Consider the following 21,156-nt stretch of genomic DNA (forward strand, 5'->3'; position numbering starts at 1 on the left):
CGCGATGGGCTGCGAAGCGGCCCCCTGCGATGGTGAAAACTATCTCTTCCGCTGGCTGCGTAGCAGATGTCAATGGCGTCTGGGGCCGCTTCGCGGCCCATCGCGGCCAGGTCCGCTCCTACATTCGATCATCTAACTCAGGCCAGCGCCTGCATTCTTCTGATGTATTTTTGTGCCCCGATCTCCGTCAACTGCCGGTTCATGAACGGCCCCTCAAGGGTGTTTCCCGCGTGCTGAAGTAGAACAGGCCGTTGATCAAGCTGATGCGGTCGCTGCGAAAATGCGTAGTGGGTCTCGGATCCTGAGCGCGTTTGCCGTACATGGCGATCTCCACGGAGGGGCGGTGTTCTCGAGCGTAATAGCTCTTTTCAGCCCCATGGGTTTGCCCGATCAGCGACAGCCACACAATTTCCCCTGGATCTGCACCATAACTGTGCCTGTGAGTGCACCCGCCTGGGCAGTACACTGCAGCTTCCCCCTGCCACAGGGTTATCGAGGCTGGTATGCATATTTCATCAGGACGCTGGGCTTTCGGTTTTTCATTGGCCCTGTTAACCGCCGTGCTATGGGGCGTCCTGCCGATCCAGCTCAAGCAGGTGCTGCAAGCCATGGACCCGGTGACCGTCACCTGGTTTCGCCTGGTGGGCGCCGGTGGGGTGCTGGTGATCTACCTGACCGTGATGAGGCGCCTGCCGGATTTCCGCGCGCTGGGCCGCAAGGGCATTGCGCTGGTGGCGGTGTCGGTGGCCGGGCTGGTGGGCAACTACGTGCTTTATCTGTTTGGCCTGCGCCTGCTCAGCCCGGGCACTGCCCAGCTGGTGATCCAGATGGGGCCGATCCTGTTGCTGCTCGGTAGCCTGTTTGTGTTCAAGGAGCGCTTCAGCCTGGGGCAGGGCCTGGGGCTTGCCGTGTTGCTGGTGGGCTTCGGGTTGTTTTTCAACCAGCGCCTGGACGAGTTGCTGGGCTCCTTGAGCCAGTACACCGCCGGGGTATTGATGACCCTCCTGGCCGCCGGGGTCTGGACTTTTTATGCGCTGGGCCAGAAGCAACTGCTGACGGTGTGGAATTCAGTGCAGGTGATGATGGTGATCTACCTGCTGTGTGCCTTGCTGCTGACACCCTGGGCGCATCCGTTGGAAGCACTGCAGCTGAGCCCGTTGCAGGGCTGGCTGCTGCTGGCGTGCTGCCTGAACACGCTGGTGGCCTATGGCGCGTTCGCAGAAGCGCTGGCCCATTGGGAGGCCTCGCGGGTCAGTGCGACGCTGGCGATTACGCCGTTGATTACCTTTATCGCCGTCGCTGTTTCGGCCTGGCTCTGGCCTGACTACGTGCAGGCCGAAGAGATCAATGGCTGGGGGTATCTGGGGGCGGTGCTGGTGGTAGCGGGCTCGGCGTTGACGGCGCTGGCGCCGTCGTTGTTGGCCAGTTGGCGGGCGCGGCAAGGCGCAACGGCGGCGGTGTGATTGAAAGGCGGTCCTGCGGCCCGCATCGCGGCCAGGTCCGCTCCTACAAACTGATGTAGGAGCGGACCTGGCCGCGATGGGCCGTGAAACGGCCCCAAAATCTCAACTCAGAGCATATTCTGCGGCTGCACCCACTCATCGAACTGCTCATCCGTCAGATACCCCAGCGCCAGCGCCGCCTCGCGCAGGGTGCTGTTTTCCGCATAGGCTTTCTTGGCAATTTCGGCAGCCTTGTCATAGCCGATATGCGGATTGAGCGCCGTCACCAACATCAACCCACGCTCCAGATGCGCGGCCATTTGCACAGGGTCGGGCTCAAGCTCGGCAATGCAGTGCTGCTGGAAGTTGCTGCAACCGTCCGCCAGTAGCCCGATCGACTGCAGCAGGTTGTGGATGATCACCGGCTTGAACACGTTCAGCTGCAGGTGCCCTTGGCTGGCGGCTATGCCGATCGCCACGTCGTTGCCCATCACCTGGCAGGCGAGCATCGACAGCGCTTCGCACTGGGTCGGGTTGACCTTGCCGGGCATGATCGAGCTGCCCGGCTCGTTGGCCGGCAAGCGCACTTCGGCGAGCCCACCGCGCGGGCCAGAACTGAGCAAACGCAGGTCGTTGGCAATTTTCATCAGGGCCACGGCCAGGGTTCTCAGCGCACCGGCCAGGGTGGTCAGCGGTTCATGGCCGGCGAGGGCGGCAAACTTGTTCGGCGCGGTCACAAAGGGCAAGCCGGACAACGCCGCCAATTCCCCGGCAATCGCCTCGCCAAAGCCCTTCGGTGCATTCAGCCCGGTGCCCACCGCCGTGCCGCCCTGGGCCAGCTCGCAGACCGCCGGCAACGCCGCCTTGATCGCCCGCTGGGCGTAGTCCAGCTGCGCCACGAAGGCCGAGACTTCCTGGCCGAAGGTGATCGGCGTGGCGTCCATCATATGGGTGCGACCGGTCTTGACCAGCGCCATATTGCGCGCCGCCAGCTCCGCCAGGCCTTCCGACAATTCGGCGATGGCCGGCAGCAGATCCTGATGAACGGCCTTGGCCGCGGCGATGTGCATGGCGGTCGGGAAGCAGTCGTTGGAGCTCTGGCAGCGGTTGACGTGATCGTTGGGGTGCACCGGGACCTTGCCGCCACGGCCCTTGCCCGCCAGCTCGTTGGCGCGCCCGGCAATCACCTCGTTGACGTTCATGTTGCTCTGGGTGCCACTGCCGGTCTGCCAGACGACCAACGGAAACTGGTCATCATGCTGGCCGGTCAGCACTTCATCGGCGGCCTGTTCGATCAATCGCGCGACGTCGGCCGGCAGGTCTCCATTGCGGTCGTTGACGCGTGAAGCGGCTTTTTTGATCAGCGCCAAGGCATGCAAGACCGCCAGCGGCATCCGTTCATTACCGATCGCAAAGTTGATCAGTGAGCGCTGCGTCTGGGCCCCCCAATAAGCCTTGTCAGGAACTTCGACCTGCCCGAGGCTGTCAGTTTCGATACGGCTCATGCTGCTCTCACTCCTTTGTGGTCTGAATCCGCAGTTTAGGTCGTGATTCGGCACACAGGATCCCTCGAACCTCGATTGCCGCTTCACGCCGCCCCTGTACGGGCTTGAGCCGTGCGCCCGACTGGGCGCAGAATGACAATCCCTGGGGTTCACGCCTCGCCTGTTCTATAAGGAAACTCGATGACTCGTCTTCGCGCCCTCTTTACCGCGGCCGCCCTGGTTTGCGCCAGCGGCCAGGTGTTTGCTGACACCGCCAGCCACAACGCCAGTGCCGAAGCCTTCCTGATGATGGCGCACGCCGATAAACTCGGAACCCCGGTCTACATGCAAGTGCAGCAGATGTTTGCCCAGCGCTTCGAGCAAACCAAGGCCCCGGCTTCGAAAAAGACCGTGCTTGACAGCTACCAGGCCAAGGCCAACGCCGCGCTGGATTCGGCCATTGGCTGGAACAAGCTCAAGCCGGACATGATCAAGCTGTACACCACCAACTTCACCGAAACCGAGCTCAAGGACCTGGTCGCGTTCTACAAATCGCCACTGGGCCGCAAAGTCCTGGAAAAAATGCCGGTCGTCACCCAGCAGTCCGCTCAGCTGACCCAGCAAAAACTCGAAAGCGCGGTGCCGGTGGTCAACAAACTGCTGGCCGACATGACCAACGAGCTTGACCCGGCCGCTGCCAAGGCAGCTGCTGGCGCTGCGAAAAAACCATAAGGCGCAGCCACCATGTCCATGCAACAGAAAATCGAGCAGACCCTGGCAGCCCTGGCCCCCGAGCACCTGCAAGTGCTCGACGAAAGCCACATGCACAGCCGTGGCCTGGAAACCCACTACAAGGCGATTCTGGTCAGCGAGCAGTTCGCCGGCCTCAACAGCGTCAAGCGCCATCAGAAGGTCTACGCCACCCTTGGCGAGCTGATGGGGCAATTTCATGCGCTGGCGCTGCACACCTACACCCCCGAGGAGTGGGCGAAAATCGGCGTGGCCCCGGCATCGCCGACCTGCGCCGGTGGCAGCAAGCACTGATTCCTCTTCAGGATTTTGTTAGAATCCGCAACGCGCCGCCTGTCGGCGCGTTTTTTTTGCATCCGGTTCGCCCTTTACGAGGGCAGCCACCTGGAGATTTCCCATGACACAACCGATTGTCGTGGCGGCCTTGTACAAGTTCGTCACCCTTGATGATTACGTCGAAATGCGCGAGCCGCTGCTGGCCGCCATGGTTGAGAACGGCATCAAAGGCACCTTGCTGATCGCCGAGGAAGGCATCAACGGCACCGTTTCCGGCAGCCGCGAAGGCATCGATGGCCTGCTCGCCTGGCTGCGCAGCGACGCGCGCATGGTCGATATCGACCACAAGGAATCCTACTGCGACGAGCAGCCGTTCTACCGCACCAAGGTCAAGCTCAAGAAAGAGATCGTGACCCTGGGCGTGCCGGGCGTCGACCCGAACCACAACGTCGGCACCTACGTCGACCCGCAAGACTGGAACGCCCTAATCAGCGACCCTGAAGTGCTGCTGATCGATACCCGCAACGACTACGAGGTTTCGATCGGTACCTTCGAAGGCGCCATCGACCCGAAGACCACCAGCTTTCGCGAGTTCCCCGACTACATCAAGGCCAACTTCGACCCGGCCAGACACAAGAAAGTCGCGATGTTCTGCACCGGCGGCATCCGCTGCGAAAAAGCTTCCAGCTATATGCTCGGTGAAGGCTTCGAGGAGGTCTATCATCTCAAGGGAGGCATCCTCAAATACCTTGAAGAGGTGCCGCAGCAGGAGAGCCGCTGGCAGGGCGACTGCTTCGTGTTCGACAACCGCGTCACGGTCCGTCACGACCTGACCGAAGGCGACTACGACCAGTGCCACGCCTGCCGCACGCCGATCAGTGTGCAAGACCGCGAGTCCGAGCATTATTCGCCCGGTATCAGCTGCCCGCATTGCTGGGGCAGCCTGAGCGAAAAGACCCGCCGCAGCGCTATCGACCGGCAAAAGCAGATCGAGTTGGCCAAGGCCCGCAACCTGCCACACCCGATCGGCCACAATTACCGGAAAGCCGCAGAGGTCTGATCGATGGCCGCACGCCTGCTGTATGTGATGGATCCGATGTGTTCGTGGTGCTGGGGGTTTGCGCCGGTGGCGCAGGCCTTGATCGAGCAGGCGCGCGAAGCGGGTGTTGCGGTGCATCTGGTGATGGGCGGGCTGCGCACCGGCAGCAGCGCCCTCGACGCGTCGACCCGGCGCTACATTCTTGAACACTGGCAGGCCGTGACCGAAGCCACCGGGCAGCCCTTCACGTTTGAAGGCGCCTTGCCGGAGGGCTTTGTCTACAACACCGAGCCTGCCTGTCGGGCCGTGGTGGTGGCGCGCAGCCTCGATCCGGCCTGCGCCTGGCCGCTGGTGCAACTGATCCAGCGGGCCTTTTATGTCGAAGGCCGTGACGTTGGCCGCGCGGCGGTACTGGTCGAGCTGGCCGAGCAGGCCGGCCTGCCGCGCGCGGAGTTCGCGGCGGCCTTCGACAGCGCTGAACAGCAGCTCGCCACCGCCTCCGATTTCAGTTGGGTCCAGGACTTGGGGATTGCCGGGTTCCCGACCTTGCTGGCCGAGCGCAATGGCCAGCTGGCGCTTTTGACCAACGGCTACCAGCCCCTCGACCAGCTATCGCCGCTGCTCGCGCGTTGGCTGGAGCGCGCGGCCTATGCTTGATGTGTCCGGCTCACCGGAGCTGCCGCCGGTCAAAGAGTCGTCACACACGGACCGATTGAGTTGGGCGCAAATCAGACGCCTGGCCCTGCACCATAAAAAAGCCCTGTGGATCGCCAACGGCGTGGCCGTGCTGGCGGCCTTCTGCAGTGTGCCGATTCCCTTGCTGTTGCCACTGCTGGTCGACGAAGTGTTGCTCGGCCATGGCGACGCCGCGCTCCAGTGGATGAACCACCTGCTGCCGGACCGCTGGCAGGCGGCCGCCGGCTATATCGGCCTGATGCTGCTGATGACCTTGACCCTGCGTCTGGGTGCGCTGGCCTTCAACGTGATGCAGGCGCGCTTGTTCGCAGGCCTGGCCAAGGACATCGTCTATCGCTTGCGCCTGCGCCTGATCGAACGCCTCAAGCGTATTTCCCTGAGTGAATACGAAAGCCTGGGCAGCGGCACGGTCACCACTCACCTGGTCACCGACCTGGACACGCTGGACAAATTCGTCGGCGAAACCCTCAGCCGTTTCCTGGTCGCCATGCTGACCCTGACTGGCACCGCCGGCATCCTGATGTGGATGCACTGGAAGCTGGCGCTGCTGATATTGCTGTTCAACCCGCTGGTGATCTTTGCCACGGTGCAGCTGGGCAAGCGGGTCAAGCACCTGAAAAAACTCGAAAACGACAGCACCTCGCGCTTTACCCAGGCCTTGAGCGAAACCCTGGAAGCCATTCAGGAAGTCCGCGCTGGCAACCGCCAGGGCTTTTTCCTGGGGCGCCTTGGCCTGCGGGCCCAGGAAGTGCGGGACTACGCCGTGGCCTCGCAATGGAAAAGCGACGCGTCCGGGCGGGCCAGTGGCCTGTTGTTCCAGTTCGGTATCGACATCTTCCGCGCCGCGGCGATGCTGACGGTGCTGTTTTCTGATCTGTCCATCGGCCAGATGCTGGCGGTGTTCAGCTACCTGTGGTTCATGATCGGGCCGGTTGAACAGCTGCTGAACCTGCAATACGCCTATTACGCCGCCGGCGGTGCGCTGACCCGCATCAACGAGCTGCTGGCGCGGGCCGACGAGCCGCAGTACGTCGGCAACGTCAACCCGTTCAAGGGCCGCGAGACGGTCGGCATCGAGGTCCGCGGCCTGCGCTTCGCCTATGGCGAGGAACCGGTGCTCGACCAGTTGAACCTGTCGATTGCACCGGGCGAAAAGGTCGCGATTGTCGGCGCCAGCGGTGGCGGCAAAAGCACCCTGGTGCAGTTGCTGTTGGGGCTGTACAGCGCCCAGGCCGGCAGCATCCGGTTTGGCGACTCGACCTTGCAGGAAATCGGCCTGGAGACGGTGCGCGATAATGTGGCGGTGGTGCTTCAGCATCCATCGCTGTTCAACGACAGCGTGCGCGCCAACCTGACCATGGGCCGCGAGCGCTCCGATGATGCCTGCTGGCGCGCGCTGGAAATCGCCCAGCTGGACGCCACCATTGCCGCGCTGCCCCAGGGCCTGGACAGCATTGTCGGCCGCTCCGGCGTGCGCCTGTCCGGCGGCCAGCGCCAGCGCCTGGCCATTGCCCGGATGGTGTTGGCCGAGCCCAAGGTGGTCATTCTCGATGAGGCCACCTCGGCTCTGGATGCCGCCACCGAATACAACCTGCACCATGCCCTGACGCGTTTTCTCAGCGCGCGGACTACGCTGATCATTGCTCACCGATTGTCAGCGGTGAAACAGGCCGACCGAGTGCTGGTGTTCGATGGAGGGCGCGTGGCCGAAGACGGGGGGCATCAACAGTTGATTGCCGAAGGCGGCTTGTACGCCAAGTTGTATGGGCACTTGCAACAAATTTAAGTGTTTTTTGCGTATCAGTTCTTCCGTGCGCGGGCGGCTTTTCGCCTAGGCTGAGCAAGGGTAGGTGACGATTGGCCTTTGTTGCCATGGATCAAGGGACCTCATGAAGTCAAAACGGACGCTGAAAACGCCAAGGTTACTGGGCATCATCTGGCCCTTTATCGCTGTCGTGCTGTTTCAGGCCCTGTTGGGTTGCCTGAGCCTGTATGCCTTGTCTGCGGTCAGGGCGTATGTGGGTGGGGAAAGCCTGTGGTCGAAAAGCCAGAAAGACGCGATCTATTACCTCAACCTGTATGCCGATACCCGTAGCCAGGCGGTGTTCGAGCGCTACCGGCGGGCGATTGCCGTGCCCGAGGGCGACCATGCCATGCGCGTGGCACTGGACCGACCGGTGCCGGACATCGAAGCCGCGCGCCAGGGGATTCTGCAAGGCGGCAACCACACCGAAGACGTCGACAGCCTGATCTGGCTGTATCTCAATTTCCGCCATTTCAGCTACCTGGAAAAGGCCATCGAGCTGTGGATGGTCGGCGATGCCTATTTGCAGCAACTCGACGATGTCGCCCGGCAGATGCACGCCAGCGTGAGCAACGGTCAAGTCAGCTCGGCGGATGTCGCTCGCTGGAAGCAGCAAATCAACGACATCGACGATGACGTCACCCCCGCGGCCAAGGCCTTCAGCGACGCGCTGGGCGCGGGCTCGCGGGCACTGTTGCGGGTGCTGATCGTGGTTAACCTGACCACAGCGCTGTTTCTGATTGCGCTGGCGGTGTGGCGCACGCACAAGCTGCTGACCCAGCGCCAAGCCTTCGCCACCGCCCTGGAGGCCGAGAAGGAGCGGGCGCAGATCACCTTGCAGTCGATTGGCGACGGGGTGATCACCACCGATGTGGATGGCTCGATTGCCTACATGAACCCGGCCGCCGAGCAGTTGACCCACTGGAACGCCGAGCAGGCCCAGGGCCTGCCGCTGTCTGCGTTGTTCAATGTGGTGGATGAATCGGCCGAGCACGACCGCTTTACCTTGATCGAATACATTCTGGCGGGCCGCCTGAAAAGCGGCAGCGAGCAGGCCAAGCTGATCCAGCGCCTGGATGGCAGCACGGTGTCGGTGACCCTGGTGGGTGCCGCCATCGAGAACGCCGGCACCTTGAGTGGTGCCGTGCTGGTGTTGCATGACATGACCCAGGAGCGCCAGTACATCGCCAACCTGTCCTGGCAGGCGACCCACGATGCCCTGACGGGCCTGGCCAACCGCCGCGAGTTCGAATACCGCCTGGAGCAGGCCCTGGCCGGCGTGGCCCGGCAAGCCGGCCGGCACTCGTTGATGTTCCTGGACCTTGACCAGTTCAAGCTGGTCAACGACACCTGCGGGCACGCCGCCGGCGATGAGCTGCTGCGGCATATCTGCACCCTCCTGCAGGCCGGCCTGCGCGACGGCGATACCCTGGCGCGCCTCGGCGGCGACGAGTTCGGCGTGCTGCTGGAGAACTGCCCGCAAGACATGGCCGAGAAAATTGCCGAGCAGCTGCGCCAGACCGTGCAAAACCTGCACTTTGTCTGGAAGGGGCGGCCGTTCGTGACCTCGGTCAGCATTGGCCTGGTGCACATCACCCACGTGCCGACCACCCTTGAAGCCTCGCTGCGCGCTGCCGATATGGCCTGCTACATGGCCAAGGAGAAGGGCCGCAACCGGGTGCAGGTCTACCATGCCGACGACACCGAGCTGTCCATGCTTTTCGGTGAGATGGCCTGGATTCAGCGCCTGCACGTGGCGCTCGACGAAAACCGCTTCTGCCTGTATGCGCAGGAGATCGCTTCGCTCGGGGTGCCGTTGCACAGTGCCGGCCATGTCGAGATCCTGCTGCGCCTGCAGGACGAAAATGGCCGCCTGATCCTGCCCGACAGTTTTATCCCGGCCGCCGAGCGCTATGGCCTGGTGGCCTCCCTGGATCGCTGGGTGGTTCAGCATGTGTTCAAGGTGATCCGCGAGGGCCTGGACAACGGCGTCGAGGGGCCGCTGGCGATGTGTGCGATCAATCTGTCCGGGGTCAGCATCGGCGATGAGGACTTCCTGGACTACCTCAAGGCCCAATTCCGGATGTTTGATATTCCTCCGGAATTAATTTGTTTTGAAATCACTGAAACCAGCGCAATCGCCAACCTGGGCAGTGCGATTCGATTCATCAACGAATTGAAAAGCTTGGGTTGTCACTTCTCTTTGGATGACTTTTGCGCCGGGATGTCGTCATTTGCATACCTCAAGCATTTGCCTGTAGATTTCCTGAAGATCGATGGCAGCTTCGTCAAAGACATGCTCGATGACCCGATAAACCGTGCGATGGTCGAGGTTATCAACCATATCGGCCATGTGATGGGCAAACGCACCATTGCCGAATTCGTCGAAACGCCATTGATCGAACAGGCTTTGCTGGAAATTGGCGTGGATTACGCTCAGGGCTACCTGATCGAGCGACCACAACCCTTCACCATTGAAAGCCTTCAGCGCCGGGAACCAAGGATGCGGCCGTTGCTGTTCAAGGCGCCGGGGACCTTTCGCTGAGTGGCTAGCCAGTTACACATCACACACACAAGGAGGCGAACGTGATTGATTCGTTCAACCGCACGGGCCCGCTGATGGAAGCCACCAGCTACCCCTTGTGGGCACAGCTGCTGATACAAGCCTGCGCGCCGAGCAAGGCCCGGGTAGTCGAACACGAGATTTACCAGCGCATGCGCGATGGCAAGCTGTCGCCCCAGACCCTGCGCCAATACCTGATTGGCGGCTGGACGGTGGTAGAGCAGTTTTCGCTGTACATGGCCCAGAACCTCACCAAGACCCGCTTCGCCCGCCACCCCGGCGAAGACATGGCGCGGCGCTGGCTGATGCGCAATATCCGTGTTGAACTCAACCATGCCGACTACTGGCTGGACTGGAGCCAGGCCAATGGCGTCAGCCTGCAGGACCTTCAGGCCCAGGAGGTGCCGGTAGCGCTGCAAGCCTTGGGGCACTGGTGCTGGCAGACCAGCACATCACACCCGCTGGTCGTCGCGATTGCCGCGACCAACTACGCCATTGAAGGAGCGACAGGGGAATGGTCGGCGCTGGTGTGCTCCGACGGCACCTATGCCGAAACCTTTGCGCCAGCGGAACGAAAGCGGGCGATGCGCTGGCTGAAAATGCATGCCCAGTACGACGATACCCACCCGTGGGAAGCGCTGGAAATTATCTGCACCCTGGCCGGCAACAACCCGGCCGAAGCCCTTCAGGCCGAGCTGCGGCGGGCCATCTGCAAAAGTTACGACTACATGTTTGTGTTTCTGGAGCACTGCCTGGCGCTTGAGCAGCGCCAGTCCGGCCGCAGTCGCATGGCGCTGGTGCAAGGCGGCTAACCCGCTCTTCACGGAGGCAGCAAATCCCTTGTAGGAGCGGACCTGGCCGCGATGGGCCGCACAGCGGCCCCTGAGGCCATTGACATCAGCGATACAGCTTGCGGGCCAGGTAGGTTTCAGAATCGCTGGGGGCCGCTGCGCGGCCCATCGCGGCCAGGTCCGCTCCTACAACACGTCAGCGTTCACACTCGTTTACTGGGCGTTGAACGCCTGGCCATTGATGCCGGTGCTGTCCGGGCCCATCAGGTACAGGTAGACCGGCATGATCTGTTCGGGCGTCGGGTTGTCCTGCGGGTTTTCGCCAGGGTAGGCCTGGGCGCGCATGCTGGTGCGGGTGGCACCGGGGTTGATGCTGTTGGCGCGCACGGCGGCGACGCCATCGACTTCGTCGGCCAGGGTCTGCATCAGCCCCTCGGTGGCGAACTTCGACACCCCGTATGCACCCCAGTAGGCCCGGCCTTTGCGCCCGACGCTGCTGGAGGTGAAGATCACTGACGCATCTTCGGACAACTTGAGCAGCGGCAGCAGCGTGCTGGTGAGCATGAAGGTGGCGTTGACGTTGATCTGCATCACCCGCATGAAGTTGTCGCCCGAGAGCTGCTCCAGCGGTGTGCGCGGGCCGATGATCGAAGCGTTGTGCAGCAGCCCGTCGAGGCGGCCGAACTCGGTTTCGATCATCGCGGCCAGCTCGTCGTACTGGTGCGGCAGGGCGGTTTCCAGGTTGAACGGAATGACCGCCGGCTGCGGGTATCCGGCCGCTTCGATGCGGTCGTAGAGCTCGGTCAGGTTGGCTTCGGTCTTGCCCAGCAACAGCACGGTGGCGCCGTGAGCGGCGTAGGTCATGGCGGCGGCGGCACCGATGCCGCGGCCGGCGCCGGTCACGAGAATGACCCGGTCTTTGAGCAGGTTGGGGCGGGCAGAGTAGTCGAACATGGGGGTTGCCTCGTTGTCAGGGTGGGATCAGCAGCTACAGAGCGCGTGATCCAGCACCTTCCTCAGTTCCAGCGGATGATCCACCACCACGTCCGCGCCCCAGTGATCCGGATTGTCATTCGGGTGGATATAGCCAAAGCGCACCGCCGCCGTTTTGGTACCGGCATCGCGCCCGGATTCGATATCGCGCAGGTCATCGCCCACGAACAGCACGCTGGCCGGATCCAGGTCGAGCATCTTGCACGCCAGGATCAGCGGCTCCGGGTCAGGCTTGCTGTTTTTCACGTGGTCCGGGCAAATCAGCAGGGCAGAGCGCTCGGCCAGCCCCAGTCGCTGCATGATCGGCTCGGCAAAGCGCACCGGCTTGTTGGTCACCACACCCCAGACCAGGTTGGCCTTCTCGATGTCGGCCAAAAGCTCTGCCATGCCGTCGAACAGCTTGCTGTGCACCGCGCAATCGATCTGGTAGCGCTCCAGGAACTCAAGGCGCAGCGGCTCGAACTCGGGGGCTTCGGGGTCCATGTCGAAAGCGGCGGCCACCATGGCCTTGGCACCACCGGAAATCACATCACGGATCAGCTTGTCGGCCACCTGCGGGCGACCGCGGTCTGCCAGCATGCTCTGGCAGATGGCAATAAAGTCCGGCGCCGTGTCGAGCAGGGTGCCGTCCATGTCGAAAAGAACTGCTCTTAAACGCATTGATTATTCCTCGCGCAGCGTCTGGATCATGTAGTTGACGTCGACGTCAGCGGCCAATTTATAGTGCTTGGTCAGCGGGTTGTAGGTCAGGCCGATGATGTCCTTGACCGTCAGGCCCGCGGCGCGGCTCCAGGCACCCAGCTCGGAAGGGCGGATGAATTTCTTGAAGTCATGGGTGCCGCGTGGCAGCAGCTTCATGATGTACTCGGCGCCGATGATGGCGAACAGGTAAGCCTTGGGGTTGCGGTTGATGGTGGAGAAAAACACCTGGCCGCCCGGCTTGACCATGCGAAAGCACGCGCGGATCACCGACGAGGGATCGGGTACGTGCTCGAGCATTTCCAGACAGGTCACCACGTCGAACTGCTCGGGCATTTCCTCGGCCAGGGCTTCGGCGGTGATCTGCCGGTAATCCACTTCTACGCCGGATTCCAGCTGGTGCAGCTGGGCAACCGCCAGCGGCGCTTCGCCCATGTCGATGCCGGTGACGGTCGCACCGCGCAAGGCCATGGCCTCGCTGAGGATGCCGCCGCCGCAGCCGACGTCGAGGACTTTCTTGCCGGCCAGTTTGACCCGCTCGTCAATCCAGTTCACCCGCAGCGGGTTGATGTCGTGCAGGGGCTTGAATTCACTTTCGCGGTCCCACCAGCGATGAGCCAGTGCCTCGAATTTTGCGATTTCGGCGTGATCGACGTTGCTCATGGACAATCCTCTGAAGCTTGAAAATACGGGGTTCCTGATGCCAGGCGATGGCTGCCCGGCAGAAATTATTCGCTAAGGCCGCTGATGCGTTTGCCCCATTGGGTGGCGGTGGCATGCAGCGCTTGTTCGTCAAAATGGGTCAGGCGGCGGTCGGCAACCAGCTGTTTGCCGCCGACCCAGACGTCCTTGACGCACTCGCGACCGGTGGCATAAATCAGCTGCGACACCGGGTCATAAATCGGTTGCTGGGCCAGCCCCGACAAATCGAAGGCCACAAGGTCCGCGGCCTTGCCCAGCTCCAGCGAGCCGGTCTGCTCGTCCAGGCCCAGCGCCCGGGCACCGTTGAGGGTGGCCATGCGCAAGGCGCTGTGGGCATCCAGGGCGGTGGCGGAGCCGGCCACGGCCTTGGCCAGCAGGGCTGCGGTGCGGGTTTCACCGAGCAGGTCGAGGTCATTGTTGCTGGCCGCGCCATCGGTGCCGACCGCCACATTGACCCCGGCTTGCCACAGGCGTTCGACCGGGCAAAAACCGCTGGCCAGTTTCAGGTTCGATTCGGGGCAGTGGATCACGCTGGTATTGCTTTCTACCAGCAAGGCCAGGTCGTCATCGCTGATCTGGGTCATGTGCACGGCCTGAAAGCGCGGCCCCAGCAGGCCCAGGCGCGCCAGGCGGGCCAGTGGCCGCTCGCCGCGCTGTTCGATGGACTGCTGAACCTCGAAGGCGGCTTCGTGGGCGTGCATGTGAATCGCGGCGTCCAGCTCTTCGGCCAGCACGCGGATTTTCTCGAGGTTTTCATCGCCCACGGTGTAGGGCGCGTGCGGGCCGAAGGCGACGCTGATGCGCGGGTGGTACCTGAGGTCGTTGAACAGCTCGATGCTCTGGTGCAGGGCTTCATCGGCGTTGCGCGCGCCGGGGATCGGGAAGTCCAGCACCGGGATGGTGATTTGCGCGCGAATGCCGCTGTTGTGCACGCACTCGCCGGCGACCTTCGGAAAGAAATACATGTCCGAGAAGCAGGTGATACCGCCCTTGAGCTGCTCGGCGATGGCAAGGTCGGTGCCGTCGCGCACGAAGTCTTCCGTGACCCAGCGACCCTCGGCCGGCCAGATGTGCTCTTCGAGCCAGGTCATCAGCGGCAGATCGTCGGCCAGGCCGCGGAACAGGGTCATGGCGGCGTGGCCATGGGCGTTGATCAGCCCAGGGGCCAGCAGGCAGCCCGGCAGTTCGCGTACTTCGGTGGCGGCAAGCTTGAGCGCATCGCTGCGCGGGCCGATAAATGCGATGTGCCCATCGCGCAGCCCCAGTGCATGCTCGGTGAGTACCACGCCAGCCGGTTCGACCGGCACCAGCCAGGTCGGCAGGAGCAACAGGTCGAGTGGGGTACTGGCGTTGGGCATGGGCAATTTCCGATACATTTGAGCGAAGAGGGCGAGTATACCCGAGCGTCTTCGTCGGGGGATCGCTATAATCGACCGCTTTTGATGTCTGAGTACGGGGTGAGGCATGCGCGATCGACTGTTGGCTGCGGAGAAGGTAAAGGCCATCGATTGGCGAGACGGTGCCCTTTACCTGATCGATCAGCGTGTCCTGCCGTTTCAGGAAACCTGGCTGAGCTACACCGATGCGGCCGGGGTGGCCGAGGCAATCCGCTTGATGGTAGTGCGCGGCGCGCCGGCGATCGGCATCAGCGCGGCCTATGGCGTGGTGCTTGGCGCACGCCAGCGCCTGGCAGCGGGTGGTGACTGGCGCGCTGCGCTGGAGCAGGACTTCGCCCTGCTGGCCAATTCGCGGCCCACGGCGGTCAACCTTTTCTGGGCGCTGAATCGCATGCGTGATCGCCTGGACCGTCTGAAAAACAGCGATGACCCATTGCCCGCCCTGGAAGCCGAAGCGCTGGCGATCCACGAGAGCGATCGTGAAGCCAACCTGACCATGGCGCAACTGGGTGTCGACCTGATCCGCCGACACCAGGGCAACGAACAGACCTTGCTGACCCACTGCAATACCGGTGCCTTGGCCACGGGCGGGTTCGGTACTGCCCTGGGTGTGATTCGCGGCGCGTTTCTGGAGGGCATGGTTGAGCGCGTTTACGCCGATGAAACCCGCCCTTGGCTGCAAGGCTCGCGCCTGACGGCCTGGGAGCTGGCGAACGAAGGCATCCCGGTCACCCTTAATGCGGACTCTGCCGCGGCGCACCTGATGAAGACCAAGGGCATCACTTGGGTCATCGTAGGCGCCGACCGCATCACCGCCAATGGTGATGTGGCGAACAAGATCGGCACCTACCAACTGGCGGTGAACGCCATGCATCACGGTGTGCGCTTCATGGTGGTGGCGCCAAGCTCGACCATCGACATGAGCCTGGCCAGTGGCGAGGACATCCCGATCGAAGAGCGCGCCGGCAGCGAACTGCTCGAAGTGGGCGGCCAGAGAGTCGGCGCGGACGTCGATGCCTTTAACCCGGTCTTCGACGTGACGCCTGCCGACCTGATCGATGCGATAGTGACCGAGAAGGGCATTGTAGAGCGGCCTGATACCGCCAAGATGGCGCAATTGATGTGTCGCAAGCGGTTGCATTGATCCTGCCGCACCGCAATCGTGTAGGAGCGGACCTGGCCGCGATGGGCCGCGCAGCGGCCCCTTGGGCCTGTGACATCTGCGAATAGCTTGCGAGTGCCGGCGGTTTCAGAATCGCCGGGGCCGCTTCGCAGCCCATCGCGGCCGGGCCGGGTCGCCGGACCGCCGCTCCTACAGGGGTGCAGGCTGTCTTGTAATACCAAACCGCGCCCACCCCCGCCATTTCACCTTGTCGCCATCCACACGACGAATGTCGCTCCCACACCCCCGTTTGTGATAACATCCGGCGGTTTCCAAGGCCGCTCGATGAAGCGGTCTTTACTGCGCAGATCCATGGCTTAACTCGTTGATTTGTCGTAAGTCGTCGCTGGGCAAACCTCGCGGCGGCGAGCTTCGTGCGTCCCATATGGATGTGACGAGGTTTCACCAGAAAAAGGAATCAGGCTTCTCATGGGCGAACTGGCCAAAGAAATCCTCCCGGTCAATATCGAAGACGAACTGAGACAGTCCTACCTCGACTACGCGATGAGCGTCATTGTCGGGCGTGCACTGCCCGATGCGCGTGATGGCTTGAAGCCCGTGCATCGCCGCGTTCTGTATGCGATGAGTGAACTGGGTAACGACTGGAACAAACCGTACAAGAAATCGGCCCGTGTGGTCGGTGACGTAATCGGTAAGTACCACCCGCACGGCGATACTGCGGTCTACGACACCATCGTGCGTATGGCCCAGCCGTTCTCCCTGCGTTACCTGCTGGTCGACGGCCAGGGCAACTTCGGTTCGGTCGACGGCGACAACGCCGCGGCCATGCGATACACCGAAGTGCGCATGACCAAGCTGGCGCACGAGCTGCTGGCCGACCTGCACAAGGAAACCGTCGACTGGGTGCCCAACTACGACGGCACCGAGCTGATCCCGGCGGTCATGCCGACCAAGATCCCCAACCTGTTGGTCAACGGCTCCAGCGGCATCGCCGTGGGCATGGCGACCAACATCCCGCCGCACAACCTCGGTGAAGTCATCGACGGTTGCCTGGCGCTGATCGACAACGCCGATATCACGGTTGATGAGCTCATGGAGTTCATCCCGGGTCCGGACTTCCCGACCGCTGCCATCATCAATGGCCGTGCCGGTATCATCGAAGCCTATCGCACCGGTCGTGGCCGCATTTATATGCGTGCCCGCTCCATGGTCGAAGACATCGACAAGGTCGGTGGCCGCCAGCAGATCGTCGTCACCGAGCTGCCTTACCAGTTGAACAAGGCGCGCTTGATCGAAAAGATCGCCGAGCTGGTAAAAGAGAAGAAACTCGAAGGCATCACCGAGCTGCGTGACGAGTCCGACAAGGACGGCATGCGCATCGTGATCGAGCTGCGTCGTGGCGAAGTGCCGGAGGTTATCCTCAACAACCTCTACGCCCAGACCCAGCTGCAAAGCGTCTTCGGCATCAACATCGTCGCCCTGATCGATGGCCGTCCGCGCATCCTCAACCTCAAGGACCTGCTCGAAGCCTTCGTGCGTCACCGCCGTGAAGTGGTGACCCGTCGTACCGTGTTCGAGTTGCGCAAGGCGCGTGAGCGCGGCCACATCCTTGAAGGCCAGGCGGTTGCGCTGTCCAACATCGACCCGGTGATCGCCCTGATCAAGGCCTCGCCGACGCCGTCGGAAGCCAAGGAAGCGCTGATCAGCACGCCGTGGGAATCCAGCGCCGTGATGACCATGGTCGAGCGCGCCGGTGCCGACGCCTGCCGTCCCGAGAACCTCGACCCGCAATTCGGCATGCGTGATGGCAAGTACTTCCTGTCGCCAGAACAGGCGCAAGCCATTCTCGACCTGCGCCTGCACCGCCTGACCGGCCTGGAGCACGAGAAGCTGCTGGCCGAGTACCAGGAAATTCTCAATCAGATCGGCGAGCTGATCCGAATCCTCAGCAGCGCCGAGCGCCTGATGGAAGTGATCCGCGAAGAGCTCGAACTGATCCGTTCCGAGTACGGCGATGTGCGTCGCACCGAAATTCTTGATGCGCGTCTGGATCTGACCCTGGGTGACATGATCCCGGAAGAAGACCGTGTGGTGACCATTTCCCACAGCGGTTACGCCAAGACCCAGCCGCTGGCGGCCTATCAGGCCCAGCGTCGCGGTGGTAAAGGCAAGTCGGCTACAGGCGTCAAGGACGAGGACTACATTTCTCACCTGTTGGTCGCCAACAGCCACACCACGCTGCTGCTGTTCTCCAGCAAGGGCAAGGTGTACTGGCTCAAGACCTACGAGATCCCGGAAGCCTCCCGTGCTGCCCGCGGTCGGCCGCTGGTGAACCTGCTGCCGCTCGATGAGGGTGAGCAGATCACCACCATGCTGCCGGTGGAGGAGTACACCGAAGGTCACTTCATCTTCATGGCCACCGCCAACGGTACCGTGAAGAAGACCCCGCTGGAGCAGTTCAGCCGTCAGCGCAGCGTTGGCCTGATCGCGCTGGAGCTGGACGAAGGCGACATCCTGATTTCGGCCTCCATCACCGATGGCGAGCGTGAAGTCATGCTGTTCTCCGACGCCGGCAAGGTCACCCGTTTCAAGGAATCCGACGTCCGTGCCATGGGCCGTACCGCCCGTGGCGTGCGTGGCATGCGCCTGGCCGAAGGCCAGAAACTGATCTCCATGATCATTCCGGAAGAGGGCAGCCAGATCCTGACCGCTTCCGAGCGCGGCTACGGCAAGCGCACCGCCATCAGCGAGTTCCCGGAGTACAAGCGTGGCGGCCAGGGCGTTATCGCCATGGTCAGCAACGAGCGTAACGGTCGCCTGGTAGGCGCTGTGCAGGTGCTCGACGGCGAGGAAATCATGCTGATTTCCGACCAGGGTACCCTGGTGCGGACCCGTGTCGGTGAAGTGTCGAGCCTGGGCCGTAACACCCAGGGCGTGACGCTGATCAAGCTGGCCAGTGACGAAACCCTGGTAGGCCTTGAGCGCGTGCAGGAGCCTTCGGATGAAGGCGACGAGCTGGACGGTGAAGAGTCTGAAGGTGAGTTCGCGGTCGACGCTGACGTGGTTGCCGGCGAAGAGCCGCAACCGGACGCCGGCGCAGACGAAGAAACACCGCAGGAATAAAGTAATAGCGCAATGCCCGTGGCCGCTGCGGCCGCGGGCTTGAGAACATGAGCAGAGCGAGAGTGGATGTGAGCAAACGAGCCTTTAACTTCTGCGCAGGCCCTGCTGCGCTTCCCGAAGCCGTTCTGGCGCGTGCCCAGGCTGAAATGCTGGATTGGCATGGCAAGGGCTTGTCGGTCATGGAGATGAGCCACCGCAGCGACGAATACGTGGCCATTGCTGAAAAGGCCGAGCAGGACCTGCGTGACCTGCTGTCTGTTCCGTCCAACTATAAAGTCTTGTTCCTGCAGGGTGGCGCGAGCCAGCAGTTCGCCGAGATCCCGCTGAACCTGCTGCCTGAAGAAGGCACCGCCGACTATATCGAAACCGGTATCTGGTCGAAAAAGGCCATCGAGGAAGCCCGTCGCTTCGGCAACGTCAATGTGGCTGCCTCCGCCAAGCCTTATGATTACCTGGCTATCCCTGGCCAGAATGAGTGGAACCTGACTCAAGGTGCTGCTTACGTTCATTACGCCTCCAACGAAACCATCGGTGGCCTGGAGTTCGACTGGGTTCCACAGACCGGTGATGTTCCGCTGGTGGTCGACATGTCTTCCGATATTCTCTCGCGCCCGATCGATGTGTCGCAGTACGGCCTGATCTATGCCGGCGCGCAGAAAAACATCGGCCCGAGCGGCCTGGTGGTGGTGATCGTTCGTGAAGACCTGCTGGGCCGTGCCCGCAGCAACTGCCCGACCATGCTCAATTACAAGGTCGCGGCCGACAACGGCTCGATGTACAACACCCCGGCGACCTACTCCTGGTACCTGTCGGGCCTGGTGTTCGAGTGGCTCAAGGAGCAGGGCGGTGTCGAGGCCATGGAGCAGCGCAACCGCGCCAAGAAGGATCGCCTGTACGGTTTCATCGACAGCAGCGCCTTCTACAGCAACCCGATCGCGCCAAACGCCCGTTCGTGGATGAACGTACCGTTCCGTCTGGCTGACGAGCGCCTGGACAAGGCCTTCCTCGCCGGTGCCGACGCCCGTGGCCTGCTGAACCTCAAGGGCCACCGTTCGGTCGGCGGCATGCGCGCCTCCATCTACAATGCCCTGGGCCTGGATGCGGTCGAGGCGCTGGTGGCCTACATGGCCGAGTTCGAGAAGGAACATGCCTGATGTCTGAACAAGAGCTCAAGGCGCTGCGGGTTCGCATCGACAGTCTGGATGAAAAGATCCTCGAGTTGATCAGCGACCGTGCCCGCTGCGCGCAGGAAGTGGCCCGGGTGAAGATGGCTTCCCTGGCCGAAGGCGAAGTCCCGGTGTTCTACCGCCCCGAGCGTGAAGCGCAGGTACTCAAGCGGGTCATGGAGCGCAACCCGGGGCCACTGGGCAACGAAGAGATGGCACGGTTGTTCCGTGAAATCATGTCGTCGTGCCTGGCCCTGGAGCAGCCGCTGAAAGTCGCCTACCTGGGCCCTGAGGGGACGTTCACCCAGGCCGCTGCGATGAAGCATTTCGGCCACGCCGTGATCAGCAAGCCGATGGCGGCGATCGACGAAGTGTTCCGTGAGGTGGCAGCCGGTGCGGTCAACTTCGGCGTGGTGCCGGTGGAGAACTCCACCGAGGGTGCGGTCAACCACACCCTGGACAGCTTCCTTGAGCACGACATGGTGATCTGTGGCGAAGTCGAGCTGCGGATTCACCATCACCTGTTGGTCGGTGAAAACACCAAGACCGACAGCATCACCCGTATTTACTCCCACGCCCAGTCGCTGGCGCAATGCCGCAAGTGGCTGGATGCGCATTACCCGAACGTCGAGCGTGTCGCGGTTTCCAGCAACGCCGAGGCGGCCAAGCGGGTCAAGGGCGAATGGAACTCCGCCGCGATTGCCGGCGACATGGCGGCCGGGCTGTATGGCCTGACCCGTCTGGCCGAGAAAATCGAAGACCGCCCGGACAACTCCACGCGCTTCTTGATGATCGGCAACCAGGAAGTACCACCGACGGGCGACGACAAGACCTCGATCATCGTCTCCATGAGCAACAAGCCAGGTGCCTTGCACGAGCTGTTGGTGCCATTCCACGACAACGGCATCGACCTGACCCGCATCGAGACCCGGCCTTCACGAAGCGGTAAATGGACCTACGTATTCTTCATTGATTTCATGGGGCACCACCGCGATCCGCTGATCAAGGCCGTGCTCGAGAAAATCAGTCAGGAAGCCGTGGCACTCAAGGTGCTGGGGTCCTACCCGAAAGCGGTTCTCTGAGGCGATTATCAATGAGCGACTTTTGT

19 protein-coding genes are annotated in these 21,156 nt (G+C 62.4%); 13 read left to right on the top strand and 6 right to left on the bottom strand.

Annotated features, from left to right (window positions below; all coding sequences use genetic code 11):
* A partial coding sequence (locus tag GUY40_RS28860; protein ID WP_218585464.1) for a hypothetical protein occupies positions 1 to 242 on the top strand: 242 nt, incomplete at its 5' end.
* Here GUY40_RS28860 and GUY40_RS28865 read toward each other — a convergent pair.
* Complete coding sequence (locus GUY40_RS28865; protein ID WP_371924901.1) at positions 200 to 610, bottom strand: DUF6316 family protein; 411 nt, start codon at positions 608 to 610, stop codon at positions 200 to 202. The two genes, GUY40_RS28860 and GUY40_RS28865, sit on opposite strands and share 43 nt — an antisense overlap.
* Here GUY40_RS28865 and GUY40_RS20350 point away from each other — a divergent pair.
* A complete protein-coding gene (locus tag GUY40_RS20350; RefSeq protein ID WP_166570705.1) occupies positions 504 to 1,463 on the top strand; it encodes a DMT family transporter in 960 nt (319 codons plus the stop codon). The genes GUY40_RS28865 and GUY40_RS20350 overlap by 107 nt on opposite strands.
* Before the next feature lie 107 nt (positions 1,464 to 1,570).
* Here the strand turns inward: GUY40_RS20350 and GUY40_RS20355 are convergent, their stop codons facing one another.
* The gene (locus GUY40_RS20355) at positions 1,571 to 2,947 is read right to left on the bottom strand and encodes a class II fumarate hydratase (RefSeq protein ID WP_166570706.1); all 1,377 of its coding nucleotides are present in this window, start codon (positions 2,945 to 2,947) and stop codon (positions 1,571 to 1,573) included.
* Between the two features lie 180 nt (positions 2,948 to 3,127).
* Here GUY40_RS20355 and GUY40_RS20360 point away from each other — a divergent pair, with 180 nt between their 5' ends.
* The 7 genes from GUY40_RS20360 to GUY40_RS20390 all read left to right on the top strand — a co-directional run bounded on the left by GUY40_RS20360 (position 3,128) and on the right by GUY40_RS20390 (position 10,866).
* Positions 3,128 to 3,658, top strand: coding sequence for a DUF2059 domain-containing protein (locus tag GUY40_RS20360; protein ID WP_166570707.1), 531 nt, complete (start codon positions 3,128 to 3,130; stop codon positions 3,656 to 3,658).
* A 12-nt stretch (positions 3,659 to 3,670) separates the two neighbouring features.
* Positions 3,671 to 3,970, top strand: a complete 300-nt coding sequence (locus tag GUY40_RS20365; protein WP_166570708.1) for a BolA family transcriptional regulator — start codon at positions 3,671 to 3,673, stop codon at positions 3,968 to 3,970.
* 103 nt (positions 3,971 to 4,073) lie between these two features.
* Complete coding sequence (locus tag GUY40_RS20370) at positions 4,074 to 5,012, top strand: rhodanese-related sulfurtransferase (RefSeq protein WP_166570709.1); 939 nt, start codon at positions 4,074 to 4,076, stop codon at positions 5,010 to 5,012.
* Between the two features lie 3 nt (positions 5,013 to 5,015).
* The gene (locus GUY40_RS20375; RefSeq protein WP_166570710.1) at positions 5,016 to 5,648 is read left to right on the top strand and encodes a DsbA family protein; all 633 of its coding nucleotides are present in this window, start codon (positions 5,016 to 5,018) and stop codon (positions 5,646 to 5,648) included.
* Positions 5,641 to 7,473, top strand: a complete 1,833-nt coding sequence (locus GUY40_RS20380) for an ABC transporter ATP-binding protein (RefSeq protein WP_166570711.1) — start codon at positions 5,641 to 5,643, stop codon at positions 7,471 to 7,473. The genes GUY40_RS20375 and GUY40_RS20380 overlap by 8 nt, the downstream gene beginning before the upstream one ends.
* 103 nt (positions 7,474 to 7,576) lie before the next feature.
* A complete protein-coding gene (locus GUY40_RS20385) occupies positions 7,577 to 10,036 on the top strand; it encodes an EAL domain-containing protein (RefSeq protein WP_166570712.1) in 2,460 nt (819 codons plus the stop codon).
* Between the two features lie 41 nt (positions 10,037 to 10,077).
* On the top strand, positions 10,078 to 10,866 hold the full coding sequence (locus GUY40_RS20390; RefSeq protein ID WP_166570713.1) for an iron-containing redox enzyme family protein: 789 nt from the start codon (positions 10,078 to 10,080) through the stop codon (positions 10,864 to 10,866).
* A 192-nt stretch (positions 10,867 to 11,058) separates the two neighbouring features.
* Here GUY40_RS20390 and GUY40_RS20395 read toward each other — a convergent pair whose 3' ends face one another.
* The 4 genes from GUY40_RS20395 to GUY40_RS20410 form a co-directional block, all read right to left on the bottom strand.
* On the bottom strand, positions 11,059 to 11,799 hold the full coding sequence (locus GUY40_RS20395; RefSeq protein WP_166570714.1) for a YciK family oxidoreductase: 741 nt from the start codon (positions 11,797 to 11,799) through the stop codon (positions 11,059 to 11,061).
* Positions 11,800 to 11,826: 27 nt separating this feature from the next.
* Positions 11,827 to 12,498: an N-acetylmuramic acid 6-phosphate phosphatase MupP gene (gene mupP, locus GUY40_RS20400; protein WP_166570715.1), complete on the bottom strand. Its 672-nt coding sequence runs from the start codon at positions 12,496 to 12,498 to the stop codon at positions 11,827 to 11,829.
* Between the two features lie 3 nt (positions 12,499 to 12,501).
* The gene (ubiG, locus tag GUY40_RS20405) at positions 12,502 to 13,200 is read right to left on the bottom strand and encodes a bifunctional 2-polyprenyl-6-hydroxyphenol methylase/3-demethylubiquinol 3-O-methyltransferase UbiG (protein WP_166570716.1); all 699 of its coding nucleotides are present in this window, start codon (positions 13,198 to 13,200) and stop codon (positions 12,502 to 12,504) included.
* A 65-nt stretch (positions 13,201 to 13,265) separates the two neighbouring features.
* Positions 13,266 to 14,597 (bottom strand): TRZ/ATZ family hydrolase, encoded by a 1,332-nt coding sequence (locus tag GUY40_RS20410; RefSeq protein WP_166570717.1) that lies wholly within the window; start codon positions 14,595 to 14,597, stop codon positions 13,266 to 13,268.
* 106 nt (positions 14,598 to 14,703) lie between these two features.
* Between GUY40_RS20410 and mtnA the strand changes: the two genes are divergently transcribed.
* The 4 genes from mtnA (at position 14,704) to pheA (ending at position 21,130) form a co-directional block, all read left to right on the top strand.
* On the top strand, positions 14,704 to 15,780 hold the full coding sequence (mtnA, locus tag GUY40_RS20415; RefSeq protein ID WP_166570718.1) for an S-methyl-5-thioribose-1-phosphate isomerase: 1,077 nt from the start codon (positions 14,704 to 14,706) through the stop codon (positions 15,778 to 15,780).
* A 447-nt stretch (positions 15,781 to 16,227) separates the two neighbouring features.
* Positions 16,228 to 18,882, top strand: a complete 2,655-nt coding sequence (gene gyrA, locus GUY40_RS20420; RefSeq protein ID WP_166570719.1) for a DNA gyrase subunit A — start codon at positions 16,228 to 16,230, stop codon at positions 18,880 to 18,882.
* 68 nt (positions 18,883 to 18,950) lie between these two features.
* Positions 18,951 to 20,036 (top strand): 3-phosphoserine/phosphohydroxythreonine transaminase, encoded by a 1,086-nt coding sequence (gene serC / locus GUY40_RS20425; protein WP_166570720.1) that lies wholly within the window; start codon positions 18,951 to 18,953, stop codon positions 20,034 to 20,036.
* Positions 20,036 to 21,130, top strand: coding sequence for a prephenate dehydratase (gene pheA / locus GUY40_RS20430; RefSeq protein ID WP_166570721.1), 1,095 nt, complete (start codon positions 20,036 to 20,038; stop codon positions 21,128 to 21,130). Before serC ends, pheA begins: the two co-directional genes overlap by 1 nt.
* The last annotated feature ends 26 nt before the right edge of the window (positions 21,131 to 21,156 follow it).

It is taken from the genome of Pseudomonas sp. R5(2019) (assembly GCF_009905435.1).
Classification (GTDB): Bacteria; Pseudomonadota; Gammaproteobacteria; order Pseudomonadales; family Pseudomonadaceae; genus Aquipseudomonas.